Source organism: Paenibacillus lacisoli (assembly GCF_030580655.1).
GTDB classification, from domain to species: domain Bacteria; phylum Bacillota; class Bacilli; order Paenibacillales; family Paenibacillaceae; genus Paenibacillus; species Paenibacillus lacisoli.
Genome location: NZ_JAUQTB010000010.1, coordinates 24430 through 42721 on the forward strand (window position 1 = coordinate 24430; position 18292 = coordinate 42721).

Annotated in this window: 18 protein-coding genes; 3 read left to right on the forward strand and 15 right to left on the reverse strand. The window is 48.7% G+C overall.

Going from position 1 to position 18292, the window contains the following annotated elements; translation table 11 throughout:
* Positions 1–30: 30 nt before the first annotated feature.
* The 10 genes from Q5741_RS15650 to Q5741_RS15695 form a co-directional block, all read right to left on the reverse strand.
* Positions 31–801, reverse strand: a complete 771-nt coding sequence (locus Q5741_RS15650; protein WP_305025053.1) for a sigma-70 family RNA polymerase sigma factor — start codon at positions 799–801, stop codon at positions 31–33.
* Positions 798–1250 carry an anti-sigma B factor RsbW gene (rsbW, locus tag Q5741_RS15655; RefSeq protein WP_305025054.1) on the reverse strand — a complete coding sequence of 151 codons (453 nt, stop codon included), beginning with the start codon at positions 1248–1250 and terminating at the stop codon, positions 798–800. The genes Q5741_RS15650 and rsbW overlap by 4 nt, the downstream gene beginning before the upstream one ends.
* 18 nt (positions 1251–1268) lie before the next feature.
* The gene (locus Q5741_RS15660; RefSeq protein ID WP_305025055.1) at positions 1269–1607 is read right to left on the reverse strand and encodes an STAS domain-containing protein; all 339 of its coding nucleotides are present in this window, start codon (positions 1605–1607) and stop codon (positions 1269–1271) included.
* A gap of 210 nt (positions 1608–1817) precedes the next feature.
* Positions 1818–3500 (reverse strand): response regulator, encoded by a 1683-nt coding sequence (locus Q5741_RS15665; protein ID WP_305025056.1) that lies wholly within the window; start codon positions 3498–3500, stop codon positions 1818–1820.
* Positions 3501–3517: 17 nt separating this feature from the next.
* The gene (locus Q5741_RS15670; RefSeq protein ID WP_305025057.1) at positions 3518–4390 is read right to left on the reverse strand and encodes a CheR family methyltransferase; all 873 of its coding nucleotides are present in this window, start codon (positions 4388–4390) and stop codon (positions 3518–3520) included.
* A gap of 103 nt (positions 4391–4493) precedes the next feature.
* Entirely contained in the window at positions 4494–8216 is a 3723-nt protein-coding gene (locus Q5741_RS15675; RefSeq protein WP_305025058.1) for a response regulator, read from the reverse strand.
* Complete coding sequence (locus Q5741_RS15680) at positions 8213–9385, reverse strand: SpoIIE family protein phosphatase (RefSeq protein ID WP_305025059.1); 1173 nt, start codon at positions 9383–9385, stop codon at positions 8213–8215. Before Q5741_RS15680 ends, Q5741_RS15675 begins: the two co-directional genes overlap by 4 nt.
* Positions 9386–9665: 280 nt before the next feature.
* Positions 9666–10007 (reverse strand): general stress protein, encoded by a 342-nt coding sequence (locus tag Q5741_RS15685; protein ID WP_305025060.1) that lies wholly within the window; start codon positions 10005–10007, stop codon positions 9666–9668.
* Positions 10008–10103: 96 nt separating this feature from the next.
* Positions 10104–10616, reverse strand: a complete 513-nt coding sequence (locus tag Q5741_RS15690) for a hypothetical protein (RefSeq protein ID WP_305025061.1) — start codon at positions 10614–10616, stop codon at positions 10104–10106.
* A gap of 86 nt (positions 10617–10702) precedes the next feature.
* The gene (locus Q5741_RS15695) at positions 10703–11227 is read right to left on the reverse strand and encodes a DUF948 domain-containing protein (RefSeq protein WP_305025063.1); all 525 of its coding nucleotides are present in this window, start codon (positions 11225–11227) and stop codon (positions 10703–10705) included.
* Between the two features lie 251 nt (positions 11228–11478).
* Between Q5741_RS15695 and Q5741_RS15700 the strand changes: the two genes are divergently transcribed.
* The gene (locus Q5741_RS15700; RefSeq protein ID WP_305025151.1) at positions 11479–11646 is read left to right on the forward strand and encodes a DUF1328 domain-containing protein; all 168 of its coding nucleotides are present in this window, start codon (positions 11479–11481) and stop codon (positions 11644–11646) included.
* A 241-nt stretch (positions 11647–11887) separates the two neighbouring features.
* Complete coding sequence (locus Q5741_RS15705) at positions 11888–12283, forward strand: hypothetical protein (protein WP_305025064.1); 396 nt, start codon at positions 11888–11890, stop codon at positions 12281–12283.
* A 144-nt stretch (positions 12284–12427) separates the two neighbouring features.
* Here Q5741_RS15705 and Q5741_RS15710 read toward each other — a convergent pair whose 3' ends face one another.
* From Q5741_RS15710 to Q5741_RS15720, 3 genes are all read right to left on the reverse strand, one after another.
* Positions 12428–13615, reverse strand: coding sequence for a C40 family peptidase (locus Q5741_RS15710; RefSeq protein ID WP_305025065.1), 1188 nt, complete (start codon positions 13613–13615; stop codon positions 12428–12430).
* A gap of 90 nt (positions 13616–13705) precedes the next feature.
* Positions 13706–13855 (reverse strand): hypothetical protein, encoded by a 150-nt coding sequence (locus Q5741_RS15715; RefSeq protein ID WP_305025066.1) that lies wholly within the window; start codon positions 13853–13855, stop codon positions 13706–13708.
* A gap of 27 nt (positions 13856–13882) precedes the next feature.
* Positions 13883–14791, reverse strand: coding sequence for a cation diffusion facilitator family transporter (locus Q5741_RS15720; RefSeq protein ID WP_305025067.1), 909 nt, complete (start codon positions 14789–14791; stop codon positions 13883–13885).
* Between the two features lie 317 nt (positions 14792–15108).
* Here Q5741_RS15720 and Q5741_RS15725 point away from each other — a divergent pair, with 317 nt between their 5' ends.
* Positions 15109–15297: a hypothetical protein gene (locus Q5741_RS15725; protein ID WP_305025068.1), complete on the forward strand. Its 189-nt coding sequence runs from the start codon at positions 15109–15111 to the stop codon at positions 15295–15297.
* Between the two features lie 95 nt (positions 15298–15392).
* On the opposite strand, the gene Q5741_RS15730 is transcribed toward Q5741_RS15725, so the two are convergent.
* The gene (locus Q5741_RS15730; RefSeq protein ID WP_305025069.1) at positions 15393–17021 is read right to left on the reverse strand and encodes an ABC-F family ATP-binding cassette domain-containing protein; all 1629 of its coding nucleotides are present in this window, start codon (positions 17019–17021) and stop codon (positions 15393–15395) included.
* Between the two features lie 121 nt (positions 17022–17142).
* Positions 17143–18159: an MBL fold metallo-hydrolase gene (locus Q5741_RS15735; protein WP_305025070.1), complete on the reverse strand. Its 1017-nt coding sequence runs from the start codon at positions 18157–18159 to the stop codon at positions 17143–17145.
* Positions 18160–18292: the final 133 nt, after the last annotated feature.

Sequence of the window (18292 nt, forward strand, 5' to 3'; positions counted from 1 at the left end):
GGAATTGATTATAGAAATGAGTACTTCCCATTAGAACGATGAGTTTGACATGATCTGCTTCAATTTCTCAGTAGCGCGCTTCTGAATGCGCGAGACACTCATCTGCGATACGCCAAGCTTTTGTGCTATAGCTCGCTGTGATTGCCCATCCTGGAAAGCCAGAAGCAATACCTTCTGTTCCTGTTCCTTGAGTTGGCTGAGTGCCTGCTGCAAATCCATCCGCTTCTCAACCGCATCAAAGTCGTTGACATCTGCGCTGATCAGCTCTCCCAGCGTCGCTGCACTTTCTTCCTGTGATAACGGTGAGTCCAGGGATACGTAATGGTAACATTCACGTCCCGCCAACACTTCAACCGTTTCCTCCACGGAAAGGTCTAGATATTCAGCGATTTCCTTAACATCCGGAGACCGCTCCAGCTTCACGGTTAATTCATCGATAGCATGCTGTACCAGTGCGCCCTTTTCCTTGATGCGCCGAGGTACCTGTATGTACCATGACTTATCCCGAAGGAAATTTTTCATATGTCCGATCATGGATTTCATAGCATAGGGCTCAAAAGGAATACCCAGATTAACATCATACTGCTGCAGAAGTCTTATAAGTGCCATTTGGCCGGTCTGATATAAATCCTCGTACAGATCGGGACGGTTTCGTGCGATTTTGCCCGCAGCCATCTTTACCATAGGCTCATATTTACGAATAAGGACTGTCGCAATTTCATTATCCTTCGTCTGCTGGTATTCCCAAATCAGCCCTACAGCTTCGTCCATGGACTCAGGGGGAGTCACATTTTCATTCATACTTTCTCCTCACTTCTTGTGAGACGCTTGTAGAGTACCACTTTGGTTCCCTTTCCAGCTTCATTTGTTACGCTGACATCATCCATAAGCGCCTGCATGAGATAGAATCCCAACCCGCCGATCTGAACATCGTGAATGTCCTTGTCATGCAGAGTTGTGCGATCTGCGGCATGTTCCACACGGTCAAAGCTTTCGCCTTCGTCTTTAACAATGATGGATAATGCTTCTTCGTCAAATTCAAAAGAAACTTCAACCATGCCATGCTCCTGTCCATACGCGTACAAAACCGAGTTGTTGCATGCTTCGGACACAGCTACCTTCATATCTTCAATATCTTCGTAAGAGAATCCCATTTTGGAAGCAATTCCGTACAAGTTGAGTCTTACAATATCCACAAATTCTGCGGTCGCCGGCAAATTGAGTACTACTTTTTGAATTTCAGCGTTCATTCCTTCTTCGATCCTTTCCTATTGGGAATTCTCCTGGGGGGCAAAGAACTTGGCAATCCCCGTCATATCGAACAGTTTTTGAATATGCGTCGGAACGTCCTGCACGATAAAGCGGGATTCCATCCCGTGTCGAGCTTTCAGAATAGACAATAGGATCCCAATTCCCGTACTATCGATATACTTGAGATCTTTCATGTTGATAACAAGATCTTGCTCGGAATTCCCCACCAGCGGTTCCATAACAAGACGAAAATCAGGAGCGACCGACAAATCCAGCTCTCCGCTTAAGAAAACAGTGGTAGCGCCATCCTGCGCCTGTGTTGTAGCGTTGAACTTATCATTTTTATTTGTATTCATAGACATTCTCTCCTGAACAATAGTTTCCTTACCTAATAACCCGTTTCAGGGCACTCTGAAACAAGATTCTATTAAACTAAGGTTGGTAATGTTTGTTATAGTAATATATTGTGGTTCACTACATCGGGATCAATTCCCGCAGAAGCAGCCTGCAGACGAACAAAATCTTCTCGTTCTACAGGCTGCCAAGGAGCTGTGGTTATTATACCCTCAGGCATGATTCATCTGATTTCGGTCCGGTCCGTAAAGTTCCCCATTCTCAGCATGACGCTGTATCACCTGCTTCACATTGCCGATCTTGACGGGCTTGCTAATATAATCGTTCATCCCTGCATCCTGACACCGGGCCTGTATTCCCTCCATCACGTTCGCTGTCATGGCAATAATTACAGGCTGCTTGCCGGTTTCTTCAGCATGCTGGCGTATCAGCCGCGTACACTCCAGACCGTCCATGACAGGCATCTGCAGATCCATGAAGATATAGTCATAGTTCTTGCGTTCCAGTACCAGGTTTAGAGCCTGGCGGCCATCGGCGGCAAAATCCGCTGTAAACCCCAGTTTGTTAACCATGCTGACCATCAGCTTCTGATTAATAGGATGATCGTCAACGACCAGCACATTCGGAACCTGCTCAGGCAGCCGCTGCTCGATTTGAACAGGGCTCCATTCCTCTGCACCTGTAATCAGCAAGTCTTCCTCTGCTTGCTGGGCAAAAGACACGGTAAACGTAAAACTCGCGCCTTCATTCTCCACCGAGTTTACACCGATATCGCCGCCCATCATCTGAACAAGCGTCTTGCAGATGGCAAGACCAAGACCGGTCCCTCCATATTTACGCGTCATGGATGAATCCAGCTGTGAGAACGGCTGGAACAGCTTGTCCTTCTTCTCCGCTGATATTCCGATTCCTGTATCCTTTACAGTAAACTCCAGCAGGATGCGTCCGCTGCCGTGATTCTTCAAGCCTACGTGCAGCAGCACCTGCCCCTGGTCCGTAAATTTGACTGCATTGGAGATCAGGTTGATCAAAACCTGCCGAAGGCGGGCCATATCCCCATACAGCAGACTAGGCACCTGAGGTTCCACCGTATAATTCAGCTCCAGATTTTTTCGGGTCACCTCCACCGTGAAGATGCTGAACACCTCCCTGATGCAATCAATCAGGTCAAACGGATGTTCTTCCAGCTCCATTTTGCCGGATTCCATCTTGGTGAAGTCGAGAATGTCATTAATGACCGCCACCAACGCATCTGCACTGCGGCGGATGATATCTGCATAATCCCGCTGCTCCCCTTGCAGATCTGTTTCCATCAGCAGGTCCGTCATACCAATGACCCCATTCATCGGTGTACGAATCTCATGACTCATCATAGCCAGGAACTCAGTCTTCGCATTCGCAGCAATTTCTGCCGCCTCCTTTGCCATCATGAGCTCCTGATTCATTTTCTCCAGCTCCTGGGTCTTGTGATGCAGCAGTATGGACTGGGTTTTCAAGCGCTTGTTGGTCAGGTACATATTCACAAAACCTTCGATTTTGGATTTCAAAATCTGGGGAATGAACGGTTTGACCATGTAATCAATGCCGCCGGCCGAATAACCTGCAAAAAGATGTTCCGCCTCCTTGCTGTTAGCGGAAATAAAGATAATGGGAATATCTTTGGTTTTATCTCTGGCTTTAATCAGCTTGGCGGTCTCAATTCCGTCCATTCCCGGCATTTGTACATCCAATACAATCACGGCAAACTCGTCTTTTAATAAGCATCTCAATGCTTCTTCGCCCGAGGTTGCTTTGACAAGATTATATTGTTCGCTCTCCAAGACTGCTTCCAGTGCCAGCAGATTCTCGGGGCGGTCATCTACCAAAAGTATATGAATCGGTTCATGAAACCCCATGGAGTCCTCCTATATTGCTATTTAATCTTCCTGTATACTTTTTCATTTCGATCAAGCGGTTCATAACAGTGACTGTAATCGGTAAACTGAATCGATTCCTTGGAGCCCAGCACCAGAACACCAAAATGGCTCAGACTCTCATGGAACAGGCCATGCACATGATTTCTAAGTTCATCGTTGAAATAAATCATAACATTCCGGCAAAAGATCACATTAAATTCATTAAAAGAACGGTCTGTAGCCAGATTGTGTTCGGCGAAGATTATATTTTTGCGCAGGAACGGATGGAACATGACCGAGTTATACCTGGCTGTATAATACTCCGAAAAGGATTGGGTTCCCCCTGCCTCCAAATAGTTCTTCGTGTACAGCTGCATTCGTTCGATGCCGTATACACCTTCCTTGGCCTGCTGCAGGGAACGATCATTCATATCCGTCGCATAAATCCGCGCCTTATCATATAATCCCTCTTCGTGCAGCATAATCGCCATGGAATAAACTTCTTCACCCGTAGAGCATCCTGCATGCCAGATGCGTATATAAGGGTATGTCCGGAGAATGGGAATTACCTTTTCCCGAAACATTTTGAACAAGCTTGGATCGCGAAACATTTCAGTCACGGGAATGGAGAGATTAAGGACCAGTCTGTCAAAGCAGGCCCGATCATGCAGCACTTTCTCCTGCAGGCCGGAGATTGTTTGCAAATTTTCAGCATGAATGTGGTGAAAAATGCGCCGTTTCAGGGAAGGAAGGGCATAATTTCTGAAATCATATCCGTATAGCCGGTGGATCCCTTCCAGTAACAGCTCAATCTCAATGGTTTCCCGCTCGTCATCATTAGCAGCAGGGACGATGCTGCCATCGCCCTCCACCCAGTCTTTCGGTGTCATAGTTACTCTCCAATTCCATAATTAAATTCTGTCAAAATATCTGAAAATACTGGTATACATTAGTAAAATCCTTTATTGAATATTCATTACCCCTATTAGCGGCCTACGAATACAACCAGACTCTCATTAACGATAAAAGTTGATCCGTTTGAATCGGCTTCTTCACATAATCCGAAGCTCCCGCCTCGATGCACTTCGAGCGGTCATCCTTCATGGCTTTGGCTGTAAGTGCAATAATCGGCAGCTTCTCGAACTGCGACATCTGGCGGATTCGGGTCATAGCCTCATAACCATCCATCTCCGGCATCATCATATCCATGAGAACAAGGTCGAAATCACCATGCTTCTCCAGCAGTTCGATGGCCTCTCTGCCATTCTCGGCAAAGGTAACATCCATCCGGTAGCCTTCTAGTACACTGGAAAGAGCGAATACATTGCGGATATCATCATCGACCAGCAATATTTTCTTCCCTTCAAACAGCATTTCTTTATTATACAGATTCTGCAGGATCCGCCGCTTATCCTCCGGCAGATTCGCCTCTACCCTGTGCAGGAACAGCGTAGTTTCATCCAGAAGCCGTTCCGGTGAGCGCACATCCTTAATGATGATGGATTCCGCATACTTGCGCAGCTCCATCTCTTCCTTACTGTCCAGTTCTTTACCTGTATAGATAATGATCGGAAGATCGTTCAGATTCTCGTCATCCCGAATCGTATCCAGCAGTTCGAATCCGGTCATATCCGTCAGCATCAGATCAAGGACCATGCAGTCATAACGCTGCTGCCTCAGCTCTTCCAGAGCCTCCCGCCCTGTAGGAACCGCTGTAATTGCAACATCATCATGATCAATCAGCTCAATAATGGAGCTTCGCTGAATATCATCATCCTCAACAATAAGCAGACGTTTAACCGTATTTTCCGTATAGGACTCGATGTGAGAGAACGCACGGTCCAGCGACTCCTTGGAGGACGGTTTCTTGAGATACGCAATGGCCCCCATCATGAGGCCCTGCTTCACATCATCGATCATGGATATGACATGCACCGGGATATGGCGGGTTGCTGAATCGCTCTTCAGTTCGCCCAGAATGGACCAGCCATCTATCACTGGCAGCTGAATATCCAGGATGATAGCATCGGGTAAATATGTTCTCGCCATCTCAAGCCCTGTATCCCCGCGCAGGGCAACCAATGTCTTAAAACCGCGGCTGCGGGACATCTCAAGCAGAATGGCTGCAAACTTGGCGTCGTCTTCGATGATCAGCAGGACTTTATCACCAGTTGCGATATTGTCTTTGTCATCCGCAATGGACTGGATATCAGGCAGTGAGGATTCCTGCTGATTTTCCTCAGTTGCCGCTTCACGTTCTTCCTTCTCCTTGACCGGCTTGCGGGCAGGCTGTTTCTCAGCTGCCGCGGCCGCTTCCACCAGCGCATCCTGCAGCTCATTCAGGCTGGATATCTGCTGGCCCTGCAAATCCTCTGAAGATTCAGCAAGCGGGAGATAAAGAGTAAAGGTGCTTCCTTTTCCCTCTTCGGATTCCAGCTCTATGCCGCCGCCAAGCAGGCGAGACAGCTCGCGGCTGATCGACAGTCCAAGACCCGTGCCTCCGTATTTACGGCTTGTGGTCCCGTCCACCTGCTGGAAAGCCTCGAAGATCAAATCTGTCTTATCTGGAGCGATCCCGATTCCGGTATCCTTAACAGAGAAGGCCACGTAGGCCTTATCTTTATCAAGATAAGAAGGTAATTTGGCCGGATCCGCCGGATCTGCCGTGAATGAAATGGAGCCTGAATTGGTGAATTTAAAAGCGTTAGACAGCAGATTCCGTAAAATTTGCTTCACCCGGTGGGCATCGCTGATAAACATCGGCGGCAGCTTGCCATCCACCTGATTCACCAGCTTTAATCCTTTTTTGGAAGCAACGGCAGCAAAGTTCTGCTGTACAAAGCTCTTGATCTCTTTCAGATAAATCTTTTCATGATTGATCTCCATTTTACCTGCATCTACTTTGGATAAATCAAGAATCTCATCAATCATTTTCAGCAGATCGGCACCCGACATATAGATCGTCTGGGCATATTCCCGCTGTTTCGGCTTCAGGTTGCCTTCCTTATTCTCAGCCAGCAGCTGGGACAGGATCAGCAGACTGTTCAATGGAGTGCGCAGCTCATGCGACATGTTGGCCAGGAATTCGGACTTGTACTTGCTGGTTACGGCAAGCTGCATGGCCTGCTGTTCCAGCTGAGCACGCGCCCGTTCGATTTCATCACTCTTCTCCTCAACCTCACGCACTTGCTCTTCGAGCGCTCTCGTTTTGGCCATCAGCTCGGTATTAAAATGCTCCAGTTCTTCCTGCTGGCGCTGCAGCAATTCTTCCGACCGTTTCAGAGCGTCCGTCTGCTCCTCCAGGTTCTCGTTGGAGCGTCTCAGCTCCTCCTGCTGGGTCTGCAGCTCTTCCGATTGGCACTGCAGCTCTTCCGTCAGCGCCTGGGATTCGCGCAGTAATTCTTCCACGCGCAGGCGGCGGTTAATATTATTAACGATGACACCCAGATTCCGGATCAGCTGTTCAAACAGCTGCTCCTGCAGATCGTTGAAGCGCTCAAAAGAGGCTACCTCAACGACACCCAAAAGCTCGTCCTCAAATACGATCGGGTATATCATAATGCTCGCAGGTTTGGCACTGCCCAGGGCGGAGCCAATGTTCAGGTAGCCGTCCGGCGACTCCGTAATCATAAGCGGTGTACGATCCAGTGCCACCTGTCCCAGAAGCCCTTCACCAACAGGGATGACCTGTTTGCGCGGAGCTGACATATCATCCATGGCATAAGAGCCTGTCAAAGTCAGCTGATCTGGCCCATGCTCTTCGTCCTGCAGGTATACCGCACCGTAATTTGCACCCAGAATGGGTGTGAATTCGCTAATAAACATCTGCGACAGCTGCCGGCGTGAATTCACACCGCGCAGCAGATCGGTAACTCGTGCCATATTGGAATTCAGCCAGCCCTGGTCCTTCTGCGTTTGCAGGAAAGCCTGTTCGAGCTTTTGCTTCTCTTCCAGGTCCTCGGCCATGTTTTGGAATACCCGGGCCACTTCACCAATCTCATCCTTGGATGTAACCTTAACCCTGCGGATTGCGCCAAACCTGCTATTGCCGAAGCCATTGATCATCATGGATACGGTATTCAGCCCGCGGGTGATGCTAGGCAGCACCCATAATATGATGCCCAATCCGAGCAGCAGACCTGCGGCCATAATGGCAACAGTGATCTGTACAGCCTGCTGGTATTCGGTATTTCCTTTCTCGATTTCAGCATCAACCTGACGATCCTGATAGACAGCCAGATCATTGATACTGGTAATGGCCCCATTCTGGGCGGAAAGCCCTGTGCTGTTACGGTATGCATTACCTTCCTCTATCCGGCCTTGCGCGAGCAGATTAATCTGACGCTGACTATAGGCCAGGAAGCTGTTCCAATTCTCAACGACCCGGTCGGTCATCTGCATTTCAACTGCTGAATCAGCGCTTTTCTGGATCGCTTCCAAGGATTTGGCCGCCTTGGCAGCAACCTGATCAATCTGTGCCTTTCCTTCACCAACCGACGATGTCGGGTTCAGCAGCAGGTTGGCTACGACTTTAGCAACATCGTTGACTTGACCCCGGATAGCAGTCGACTGCCTTACTTTCAAGTAACGGTCTTGATATACACTATTAAGCTGATCATTCAGATTATTCATGCGGTCATAGCTGATCATCGTCAAAACCAACAAAATCGCCATAAGCGAGCTGAATCCGATGATCAGTTTGTTTCTGATTTTCATACTCCCTGCTCCCCTTCTTTCAATGAGATCCAGACAAGACATTTGTCATCATCCCGCTCCGGATGGGGTTCCCCCGAGAAGAAGGCTTGACGCATGGCTGTTTCATCCCATTGATGGCTGCCCTGCAGAGAATCGATCAGCAAATCAAGCTGGCCGTCCTGATCTTCACTTTCAATAGCTTCCAGCAGACCGTCGGTATAAAGCGCGATATGGGCATCCCCCTCGTAATACAGTGTCTGGGGCTCTGCTTCAATTTTGTCGAACAAACCAACCGGGAAGCACACCCGGTCCAGCTTCGTGACCTGGCCGTTTCCGGTGAACACCAAGCCCGGCGGGTGGCCTGCATTCACATAATCTATTCGCTTCAGCCGTGTGTCAATGACAAGGTAAATGGCAGTAAAATAATACTGCACGAGCTGTTTGCCCAGATCCAGCTGATTAAATCTCCGGTTCAGCTCCTGGATCACCTTCTCGGGCTCTACATAAGTGGTCACTGTGTCCTTCAGTACAGAAGCGATGAACATGCAGAATAACGAGGACGAAATACCATGCCCCATCATGTCAAGCAGCACAACGCCGTAACGGCCATCTCCGAGCGGATACCAGGAATATAAATCTCCGGCCAACTCGAAAGATGGCTTATACAATGCATTCACATTCAGAAGCGTATCTTCAATCGGAGGGCTAAGGACAGCCTGCTGCACCATACCTGCGAGCTTCAATTCGTCCTGAATGCGCTGATCTCTCTCTTTATGCCAGTCCTTCTCCTGCTTCAACCGCAGTGCAAGCCGGATACGGGCCATCAGCTCCACCTTGTTAATTGGTTTTGTTACATAGTCCGACGCGCCTGCATCCAGGGCTTCTGCCAATTTCTTGGAGTCACCAACCGCAGTAACCATAATAATAGGAATATCCTTCAAATGCTCATATCGCTGCACAATGCTGCACGCCTCAATCCCGTCCATTTCAGGCATCATCATATCCAGCAGGATGAGATCAATATCCGAAGGTCTGGCGCGTAATTCAGCCATCTTGTCCCCTATGCCCAAATAATCCAGCATTTCTTTGGCAGAGCTGACCGTAATGACGTCACGGTAATCCTCTTTTTTCAGAATTTCACGAATAATAATGATGTTCGTCGGGTTGTCATCAACTATGAGAATTCTCATTGTTCTCTCCTTCGTGTAGGAATTTATCATATAAAACAAGTAAATGTGATGTAAAAAACAGGATCGCAGACGATTAGTTAAAAATACGTTCTAACTTATCATATAACTTTTGCTAGAGATAAGGCTATGCTAATTCACTCCAGCCCATCCAAAAAACATAGATAAGGAATGGGAGCTGTTCCTCCCATTCCTTATCTATGTTTTGGCTGATGAAACAGCACCGGAGCACGTTTCAGCCAGCTCTCTCAAATTATATGATGTGATATATCAATAGTCCGAGTTAGGTCAGTTTATTGGCAATCACGAGAATTTTGCCCTGGTCCAATTCCTTCTCATAGAAATCAGCTTCCGCTTCGGTGAAGCCCATGGATTGAATCTTTGCGCGGAGCTCATCTCCCCGTGAACGGAACAGATTAGCAAGAGAATCGAACATGCCCTCTTCCTTGCGCCCAATCTCCTTGGCGTCAGCTGTTTCAGCAATTTTGTCAGTACGGTCTGTACTGTGTGCCAATACATACACATCTTCATAGCTATAGCCGGTATTACGAAGTTCCTTCACCGCCTCTACGGCTTGTACCCCGTTCTCCACTACTTTAGCATAAGCTTTTGTATTTGCCGCCATTGTGATCATCCTCCTGTTTTGTAAGTAGATACCTGATAACCAGGGGTGTTTCACACTGTCTCAGGTCTTTTACCCTATTCAACCGGATTTGAAACGCTATTCATCACCAAATTCCAAAAAGAAATCTGCTCCGGTAATATGGCCGCTGGCCTGGTTCTGATAAATTTTGATCGCACGGTAGTCCCGGACATAACCGAAACCATCATCTGCTAAAAATTCCTCCTGGCCCATCATCAGCTTAATTTTCTGATCGTGAAAAGGAATCCAAGTATCGTTAAGCTTCATGCCACCCGCTGAATCCGGGATATGGACATAATCTACGATTCCTTCAAGAAATCCGACAGTCGTATCCTTATAATGGTATTCGGTGGTACCGAGCAGCTTGTCCTTGGTAACCGAGAGCGGCTGGCCCTTCTTCGTAATGACATCAGCCGGACGGTCATCCAGGCTGATCCCATTAACCGTTCTGAAGAATTGAGGTGATACCTGTGCTTCTTCCCGAACAGCAAGCACTGCCTGTTCCGGAGGCTGGTTCGTTGAAGCTGAAGCCGTATCATTCACCGTCAGGGGGGCAAGAATACCTGCCAGCAGTAATAGTAATTGGATCATAAACGCTTCACCCTTTCATTTCTGGTTTCCTTTTACGGTCAGCTTCAACATCTACCATGCGCAGACAGATTGGTTACATCATAAAATTAAGCCCGTTCCTTGGTATGACGGAATTTCTGCCAGAGACCGACAGCAACATCGACATATCCCAGCCAGTTGGCCGATCCCTTACCGGCTTTGCTCTTGTTGTATACAGCGTCATAACTTTGTACTGTGCGTTCAGCTGGTGTAGCAGGCGGCATGTGTACCGGCTTGCTGGCTTCTACGGCCTTGGCGGTCTGGCTTGATTTCTGAAAACGGCTCATTAATGTAGTCGATACCTGCTTAGCTGCCGATGTTACCTCATTTAGTACGTCACCCAGGTTTTTAACAGACTCCATAACCGGGTCGATTTTTTTCATCTTGTACTCCACATCTACTGTAATGTCATTCGCATGTCTCAGCATCTGCTTAACTTCATAACTGAGTTCATCCACTGTCTTCTGAACATCCTGAAGTGTCTGGGTTACCTTATCGAGGGAACCGGAAGCGGACTGCAGGGTTTTAATCAGGAAAAATACTAGCACAGCAAATGCAATAGCAATAACTGCAATACTAATCTGCCAAATCATGAACATAACCTCTCTTTCATGTCGCTATTTGAGCTTCGTTACAGCATAGTTACCCCCTCATTTCTGAGCCGAAACAAAGGATGAATCAGGGAAAACAACTTCTGCGGGCCAGATGTTTCAAGCCCTGGGGGTCCGGTTTAATGACACTACATCACGGTGCCAAGCCGGTTGCCAGCATCATGATTTTCTATTCTACATATGCCGGCATGGCCCGCCACATGACATTAATCTGGAAAGGAAAGGTGAACATCATGTTAAAATGGTCCGTTATCTTATTAATTATCGCGATCATCGCAGGGATCTTCGGATTCTTCGGGATCGTAGAGGCAGCAGCCTCAATTGCTAAGGTTCTCTTCTTTATCTTCCTGGTCCTGTTCGTCATCTCGCTGTTCTTCGGACGCGGTACACGAATACGTTAACCCGGCAGTATCATTCAGAAGAGTTGCGTCATTTCAAAAAACGGTGTATCCTCATGGATACGCCGTTTTTTTCTGCTTGTTTCCTTCTACTATTTATATGGTGAGGAAGTTTTCCCCATGGAACTGTCGACATATTCTAGAAATATTTGTGCGTAATGTGATTCATCTGCAGGGTCAATTGGTTATTTTTATGACATGATTGCAATCATACATAATCCAAATCCGAGGAGGACATTATTTTATGAAAAAATTCGTTTCGATTACAGCTGCATTCGGCCTGATGGCTGCGATGGCTACTGCGGTGGCAGCAGACCCTGCAACAACGACTTCAACTACTACTAATTCCCCTTCTGTAAGTAATGTTACTTACTCCGACTCATCTGTAACGAATTCTGTATATGCTCCTGCTGTCTCTGAACCGATCGTTAAACCTGATAACGTTGTCAATAACCCGACGATCCCTGTCGTTCTGACCAAAACAACCATGTTCTACTCCCAGCCGCACGGCATGATGCTGGGTGCTCTGGCTGCTCAGAAGCTGAACACCACTGGCGAAGAGTGGGGCGATCCTTCTACAGGTGAGAGATGGGTTGAAGTTTACACTTGGAAAGGTACTGCCTGGATCCGCATCCAGTAATTCAGCTAGATGTTCTCCATGGAGAAATAACAGCTGTAATCAGACGATCGGTGCACAGCTGAAGATGTGCACGATACCTCAAAAAACCTCCCGCTCTAAAGCGGGAGGTTTTTTGCTGTTTATTTTATAATAGAAAATTCCACTTTACTTCAGAACAGTACCGCCATACATGAACCGTAGCTGCCAGGAAGGACTGAAATCGGTCACTTTCACTCCCCCTGCTGCAACAGAATAGGTGTGCAGGAGCTTGTTATCGCCCAGGTACAGGGCCACATGCCCGATCGTCTGTTTGGTCTTATCCAGTGTCTTGTAGGCTTCTGTACTTGGCTGGTAGTTCATGAAAAAGACCAGATCACCACGCTTCAGGCTGCCCATATCGTAGACCGGCGTACTATTCTTCTTGATCCACTCCCCCTGTGAGCGGGAGTCTGCCGGCAGGGTAAGACTGGCTGCTTCCCTGAAAATCTGGCGTGTAAAGGCTGAACAGTCAAAGGTAGCTGTCGAGTTACGGTCTGAACCATATTCGTAGGGGGTGCCGATATAAGTCATTCCTGTGCTGATGACCTGTTCAATCAAGGCCTGTACATTACTTGGTGGAGCTGTCTCTTCTGCATCAGCTGCGGCTGTTAGCGAGTTGGTTAATCCATAGCTCGAAGGCGCACTGGCCTGAACCTGCTGCACGGGTGAAGCATTGGATGACGGTACTGCAGAACCCAGCTTCAAGTACTTCTCGGAAGCGCTGGTATAGCCCACTGCCCCGCTCGCCGTAGATACCTTGGTCCAGTAAGCGTTGGTTAACTCCAGAACCGTCACCTGGTCACCTGGATTCATATAGCCCAGGATCTCTCCTTCGTTAGAAGGCTTATCCCGCAAACGCACTGCAGACACAATCGTCCCCGTCGTTAATGAGCCTGAGGATGAGGTTAAGGATGAAGCGGACGTTGGCTTGGTCGCAGCAGCTGACGTCTTAGTTGCTGTATTCGTTGTACTCGGGGCGGAAGCGGACGTCACAGGTTTCGGGGTCGATGTACTGCTGCTGATCTGTATGTATTGATTTGACGTGCTGGTATATCCCTTAAGTCCGCTTGCCGTCTGTACCTTATACCAGCTTGCATTGGTTTTCTCCAGTACGGTGACCTGCTCCCCTTTCTTCATGTAACCGACAACCTCACCAGAAGTCGAAGGAAGCTGCCTCAATTTAACTGCCGATATAATGGTTGCCTTCTGCACCGTGCTTGCCGCTGCTGCCATCGCAGGCTCTCCGGGTGTGAGCCAGATTGTCGAGCTAATCACGGCTGACATACATATAAATCCCCATCTGCTGCTCTTCATTCTGTTCCTCCTGACTGCCAAAATATCTCTGATTTTCATCAGCAATTCTAGTTTATAAACCGCTTTATCCGCTTTGAAACACCTGATTTTTCATAGACATATAGCTTTGTTTCCATTATATCGGCTAAATGCGTCAAAATCTTCATCTTTTTGTAAAGCTTCTTCGTCTGCTTCAACTAACTTTTCATTACAGCCATTCACAACAAAAAAGGCAGCACCGCTGTGCTGCCTCTCATCCATCATAGGGCTCCTTCATTAAGCTTTGTCCTAAGACGGCTGATGCGGAAGATAACCCGGAGTCGGGTCTACCCCTTTGGGTTCCACATGCACATGGACATGCATAATGTTATGGACCTTTTTCATCCGTTCTTCAATCTTGTCACTAATCTGGTGACCTTCCACCAGTGTCAGCCCGGGATCTACCTCGATGATAACATCTACCAGCACATGATTTCCGTGCACTCTCGCTTTGACATCACGGATCCCTTCCACCCCTGGTGTTCTGGCGATCGTCGTACGGAGATCGTATAGCCGCTCTTCATCAAAACCGTCTGTCAGACTGTGAGTCGATTCCCGGAAGATCCCCCAAGCTGTATAGCAGATCAAGAAACCTACGAGAATCGCCGCTGCTTTATCCAGCCAGGGAAGTCCTAGCTGCGCACCCAGGATACCGACTGCTGCACCGATACTGACCATCGCATCCGACAGGTTGTCCTTTGCCGCAGCCATCAAGGCCTGGTTCTTGATCTGTTTGGCCAGCCTGCTGTTGAATAGGTAGACACCGCCCATTACAACTGCACTAATCAGCGCCACCCAAGCGGAACGGATATCGGGCTGGACGGTTTCTCCCGTGAACAAGGAGCGGACAGCCTCGACAAGCACCTGCAGTCCAACGGCTGCCATAATAAAAGAGGCAATCAAAGCCGCAATCGTCTCTGCACGAAAATGACCGTAAGCATGATCGGAGTCCGGCGGCTTGCGCGAAATTTTAAGTCCAATCAGCACCGCTATGGATGCGACAATGTCGGTTACGTTGTTAAATCCGTCCGCGGTCAGTGCACTGGAAGCGAACCAGATCCCGCATATCAGTTTAAAAGCGGACAGCACGATATAAGCGGCAATACTGATCCAGGCCCCCCGCTCCCCTTTGCGTATATCCCCGTATACATCTCCCAAAACAGCTACACTCCTTCAGTTCCATCTTTTGTATGCTTTTCTTGTTTCAATTTCATTATGGTACCAGACCCGTTTCGTGTGGGTCTAGAGAAACATAGTTGCCAACCGGCAGGGCTGTAGTGGCAGTGAAAAAGAGTTGAGCTCCTCCACTGCTGTAGGCTTTGAGAAAAAAAATTTCCCTGCTGCAAAAGAGAGCTAGTTACTATTTTAATTACTACCTGCAGCAGCTTCATCACAGCCTCCTCCGGTTGCCCTTGTCCCAGGCCTTAAAAACGTATAAAATGGGACCATCACACGGATTCACGGGAGGATCGTATATGAGCGAGAATCAAGAAGAAAAACGCAAAATCAGCTTGGCAGATGCCATGAAACAAAAGCTGGCACAGAAGAAGCAGCAGGCTTCAAACGGACCGCAGAACGGCTTCCAAAGCAACGCCACCAAGACACTTAGAACACAAAACAATAAAAAGCCGAACAACCAGCGCCGCCGCACCGGAGGATCCTAATATCCGAACGGCCGCCTGGCCGAGGCAGATCCAAAAAAAGGGGTATCCCACAGCCGTTTGACGGCTATGGGACACCCCTTTTCTATTCAATGCTATTAGTTGATTTCCACCGGATACATACGCTCACGCAGCTGCTTGATCTCTTCACTCTCAAGATACTCGTCGTAGCTCATGGAACGGTCGATCACACCATTAGGCGTAATTTCGATAATCCGGTTCGCAATCGTCTGGATAAACTGATGGTCATGTGAGGTGAACAGCAGCGTGCCGTCAAAATCAATCAGACCGTTATTCAGCGCTGTAATAGATTCCAGATCCAAGTGGTTCGTCGGCTCGTCGAAGATCAGCACGTTCGCGCCATTCAACATCATTTTGGCCAGCATACAGCGCACCTTCTCTCCCCCGGACAATACGCTTGCTTTCTTCAGGGCCTCTTCGCCGGAGAAGAGCATGCGGCCCAGGAAGCCGCGCAGGAATGTCTCATCCTGATCTTTGGAATACTGGCGCAGCCATTCAACCAGGTTCATCTCGACCCCGTCGAAGTATTCGGAGTTATCTTTCGGGAAATAGGCCTGGGAAGTCGTTACACCCCAAGTGTATTCACCGCCGTCAGCTTCAACCTCACCCATCAGGATCTGGAAGAGCAGTGATTTCGGCATGCCGTTAGGTCCAACAAAAGCAATCTTGTCTCCCTTATTCACGACAAAGCTGAGCTCATCCAGCATCTTCTCACCTTCCACAGACTTGCTGAGACGGTCAACGGTAAGCAGCTGCTTGCCAGCTTCACGCTCCGGCTTGAAGTTGAGAAACGGGTATTTACGGTTCGAAGGACGAAGATCGTCCAGCGTAATTTTATCCAGCTGCTTCTTACGGGAAGTCGCCTGCTTGGACTTGGAGGCATTGGCCGAGAAACGCTGGATAAAGGCCTGCAGTTCCTTGATCTTCTCTTCTTTTTTCTTATTCGATTCACGCTGCAGTGCAAGTGCCAGCTGGCTGGATTCATACCAGAAGTCATAGTTGCCGACATACAGCTGGATTTTGCCGAAGTCGATGTCCGCGATATGCGTACATACTTTGTTCAGGAAGTGACGGTCGTGAGACACCACGATAACTGTGCCTTCATAGTCCATCAGGAAGTTCTCCAGCCATTGAATGGATTCGAGATCCAAGTGGTTGGTAGGTTCGTCAAGCAGAAGGTTGTTCGGACGGCCGAACAGAGCCTGGGCCAGGAGTACACGGACCTTCTCGTTACCGCTCAGCTCCGCCATCTTCTTATCGTGGAGATCACGCGGAATACCCAAACCGATCAGGAGCGCTGCTGCATCCGGCTCGGCATCCCAGCCATTCAGCTCAGCAAATTCGCCTTCCAGCTCACCCGCACGCATACCGTCTTCTTCAGAGAAGTCAGCTTTGGCATAGAGAGCATCTTTTTCCTTCATGATTTTATACAGACGTTCATGGCCCATAATTACCGTTTCGAGGACCGCATACTCGTCATATTCGAAATGGTTCTGTTTCAGAATGGCCATACGTTCGCCCGGAGTCATATGAACCTCGCCGGAGTTTGCTTCAATCTCACCGGACAGGATTTTCAGAAAAGTGGACTTCCCTGCACCGTTAGCGCCAATAAGGCCGTAGCAGTTGCCTGGTGTGAACTTGATTGTGACGTCTTCGAAAAGAGCGCGCTTGCCATAGCGGAGCGTTACGCCGCTTGTACTGATCATATATGCATTACCATCCTTTATTTAATTTGGCACTCAGGCCAAGAGTTACTGACTGAAGTCATTCTCTCTATTATAGCACAAAAAAAGGGCCGTTTCGCAAAACAGCCCTTGTCCTGAATGATTATTTTACTTTTCGCGGCGGCCGGTTGTGTACAATCAGCGTCTCCCCGTGCCCCAGCACCTGGATCCGCTCCGCATCGATTCCCAGCCTTTCCCGTTCAGCCTCCAGCCGGTCAAGCGCTTCCCGTGCCGTATCATCCGCAAGCCGGAATGTTCCATAATGCATAGGGATCATCGTCTCCGAATTCGTATCGAGAAATCCCTGCAGCGCCTCTTCGGGGTTCACGTGCTGGGAGGTCATGAACCATTCCGGCTCGTAAGCGCCAATCGGCATGAGCGTAAGATGAATATCGAACCGTTCCCCGATGTCCTTGAAACCGCGGAAATAACCGGTATCCCCCACAAAATATAGCGTTGGCGGCTTAAGCTCCGTTTCCCCGGAAGCCTCCCCATTCTCCGCCTTCGGCGCTTCTGCCGGCTCAAGCTCCAGCTGCTCCGACTGGAGCACAAATCCGCCCCAATGTGAAGTATTGGTATCAAATGGTGTGCGGCGCGTCCAGTGCTGCGCCGGAACGAAGGTGATCTTAACCCCGCCAATGCTGATATGCTCCCACCATTTCATCTCGTGGCAGCGATGAAAGCCTTTACGCACCATCTTCTTCTTGAGTCCTTCCGGCACAACCAGCAGCGTACCTGCCCGGTACAGCTTGCGCAAGGAACCCAGATGCATATGGTCATAATGGGAATGCGAGAGCAGAATCACGTCCAGCGGCGGCACATCCTGGATGGCAATGCCCGGCGGTGCCAGACGGCGCTCGAAGCCCATCCGCTCCGCCCATACCGGATCTGTTACCATATTCAGACCCAGATACTGAATGAAGAAGGTGGAATGTCCCACCCACGTAATATTCGTATCCTCACGGTTGGCGTGAAGATATTCAATCTCGGCCTGGTGGCTGGGAACGACGAAGGAGTAATCCTTCTGCTTCTGCCGGCGGTCCTCCCGCCACTGTCTGAATTGTTTCAGGGTCTTGTCCGTGCTCACATTATCGATATTGTTGTATCGGAGTTTCGGCATGGGACAGACGCCTCCTTCCTGTGTCAGCCTTATCCCCAATTACCCGTTTCAACAAACAACGTATCAATTCAGAGAATCAGAGAAGGATCCTTATACATCGTATAAAATTTCATTGCTGCACTCTTCTTGTTTA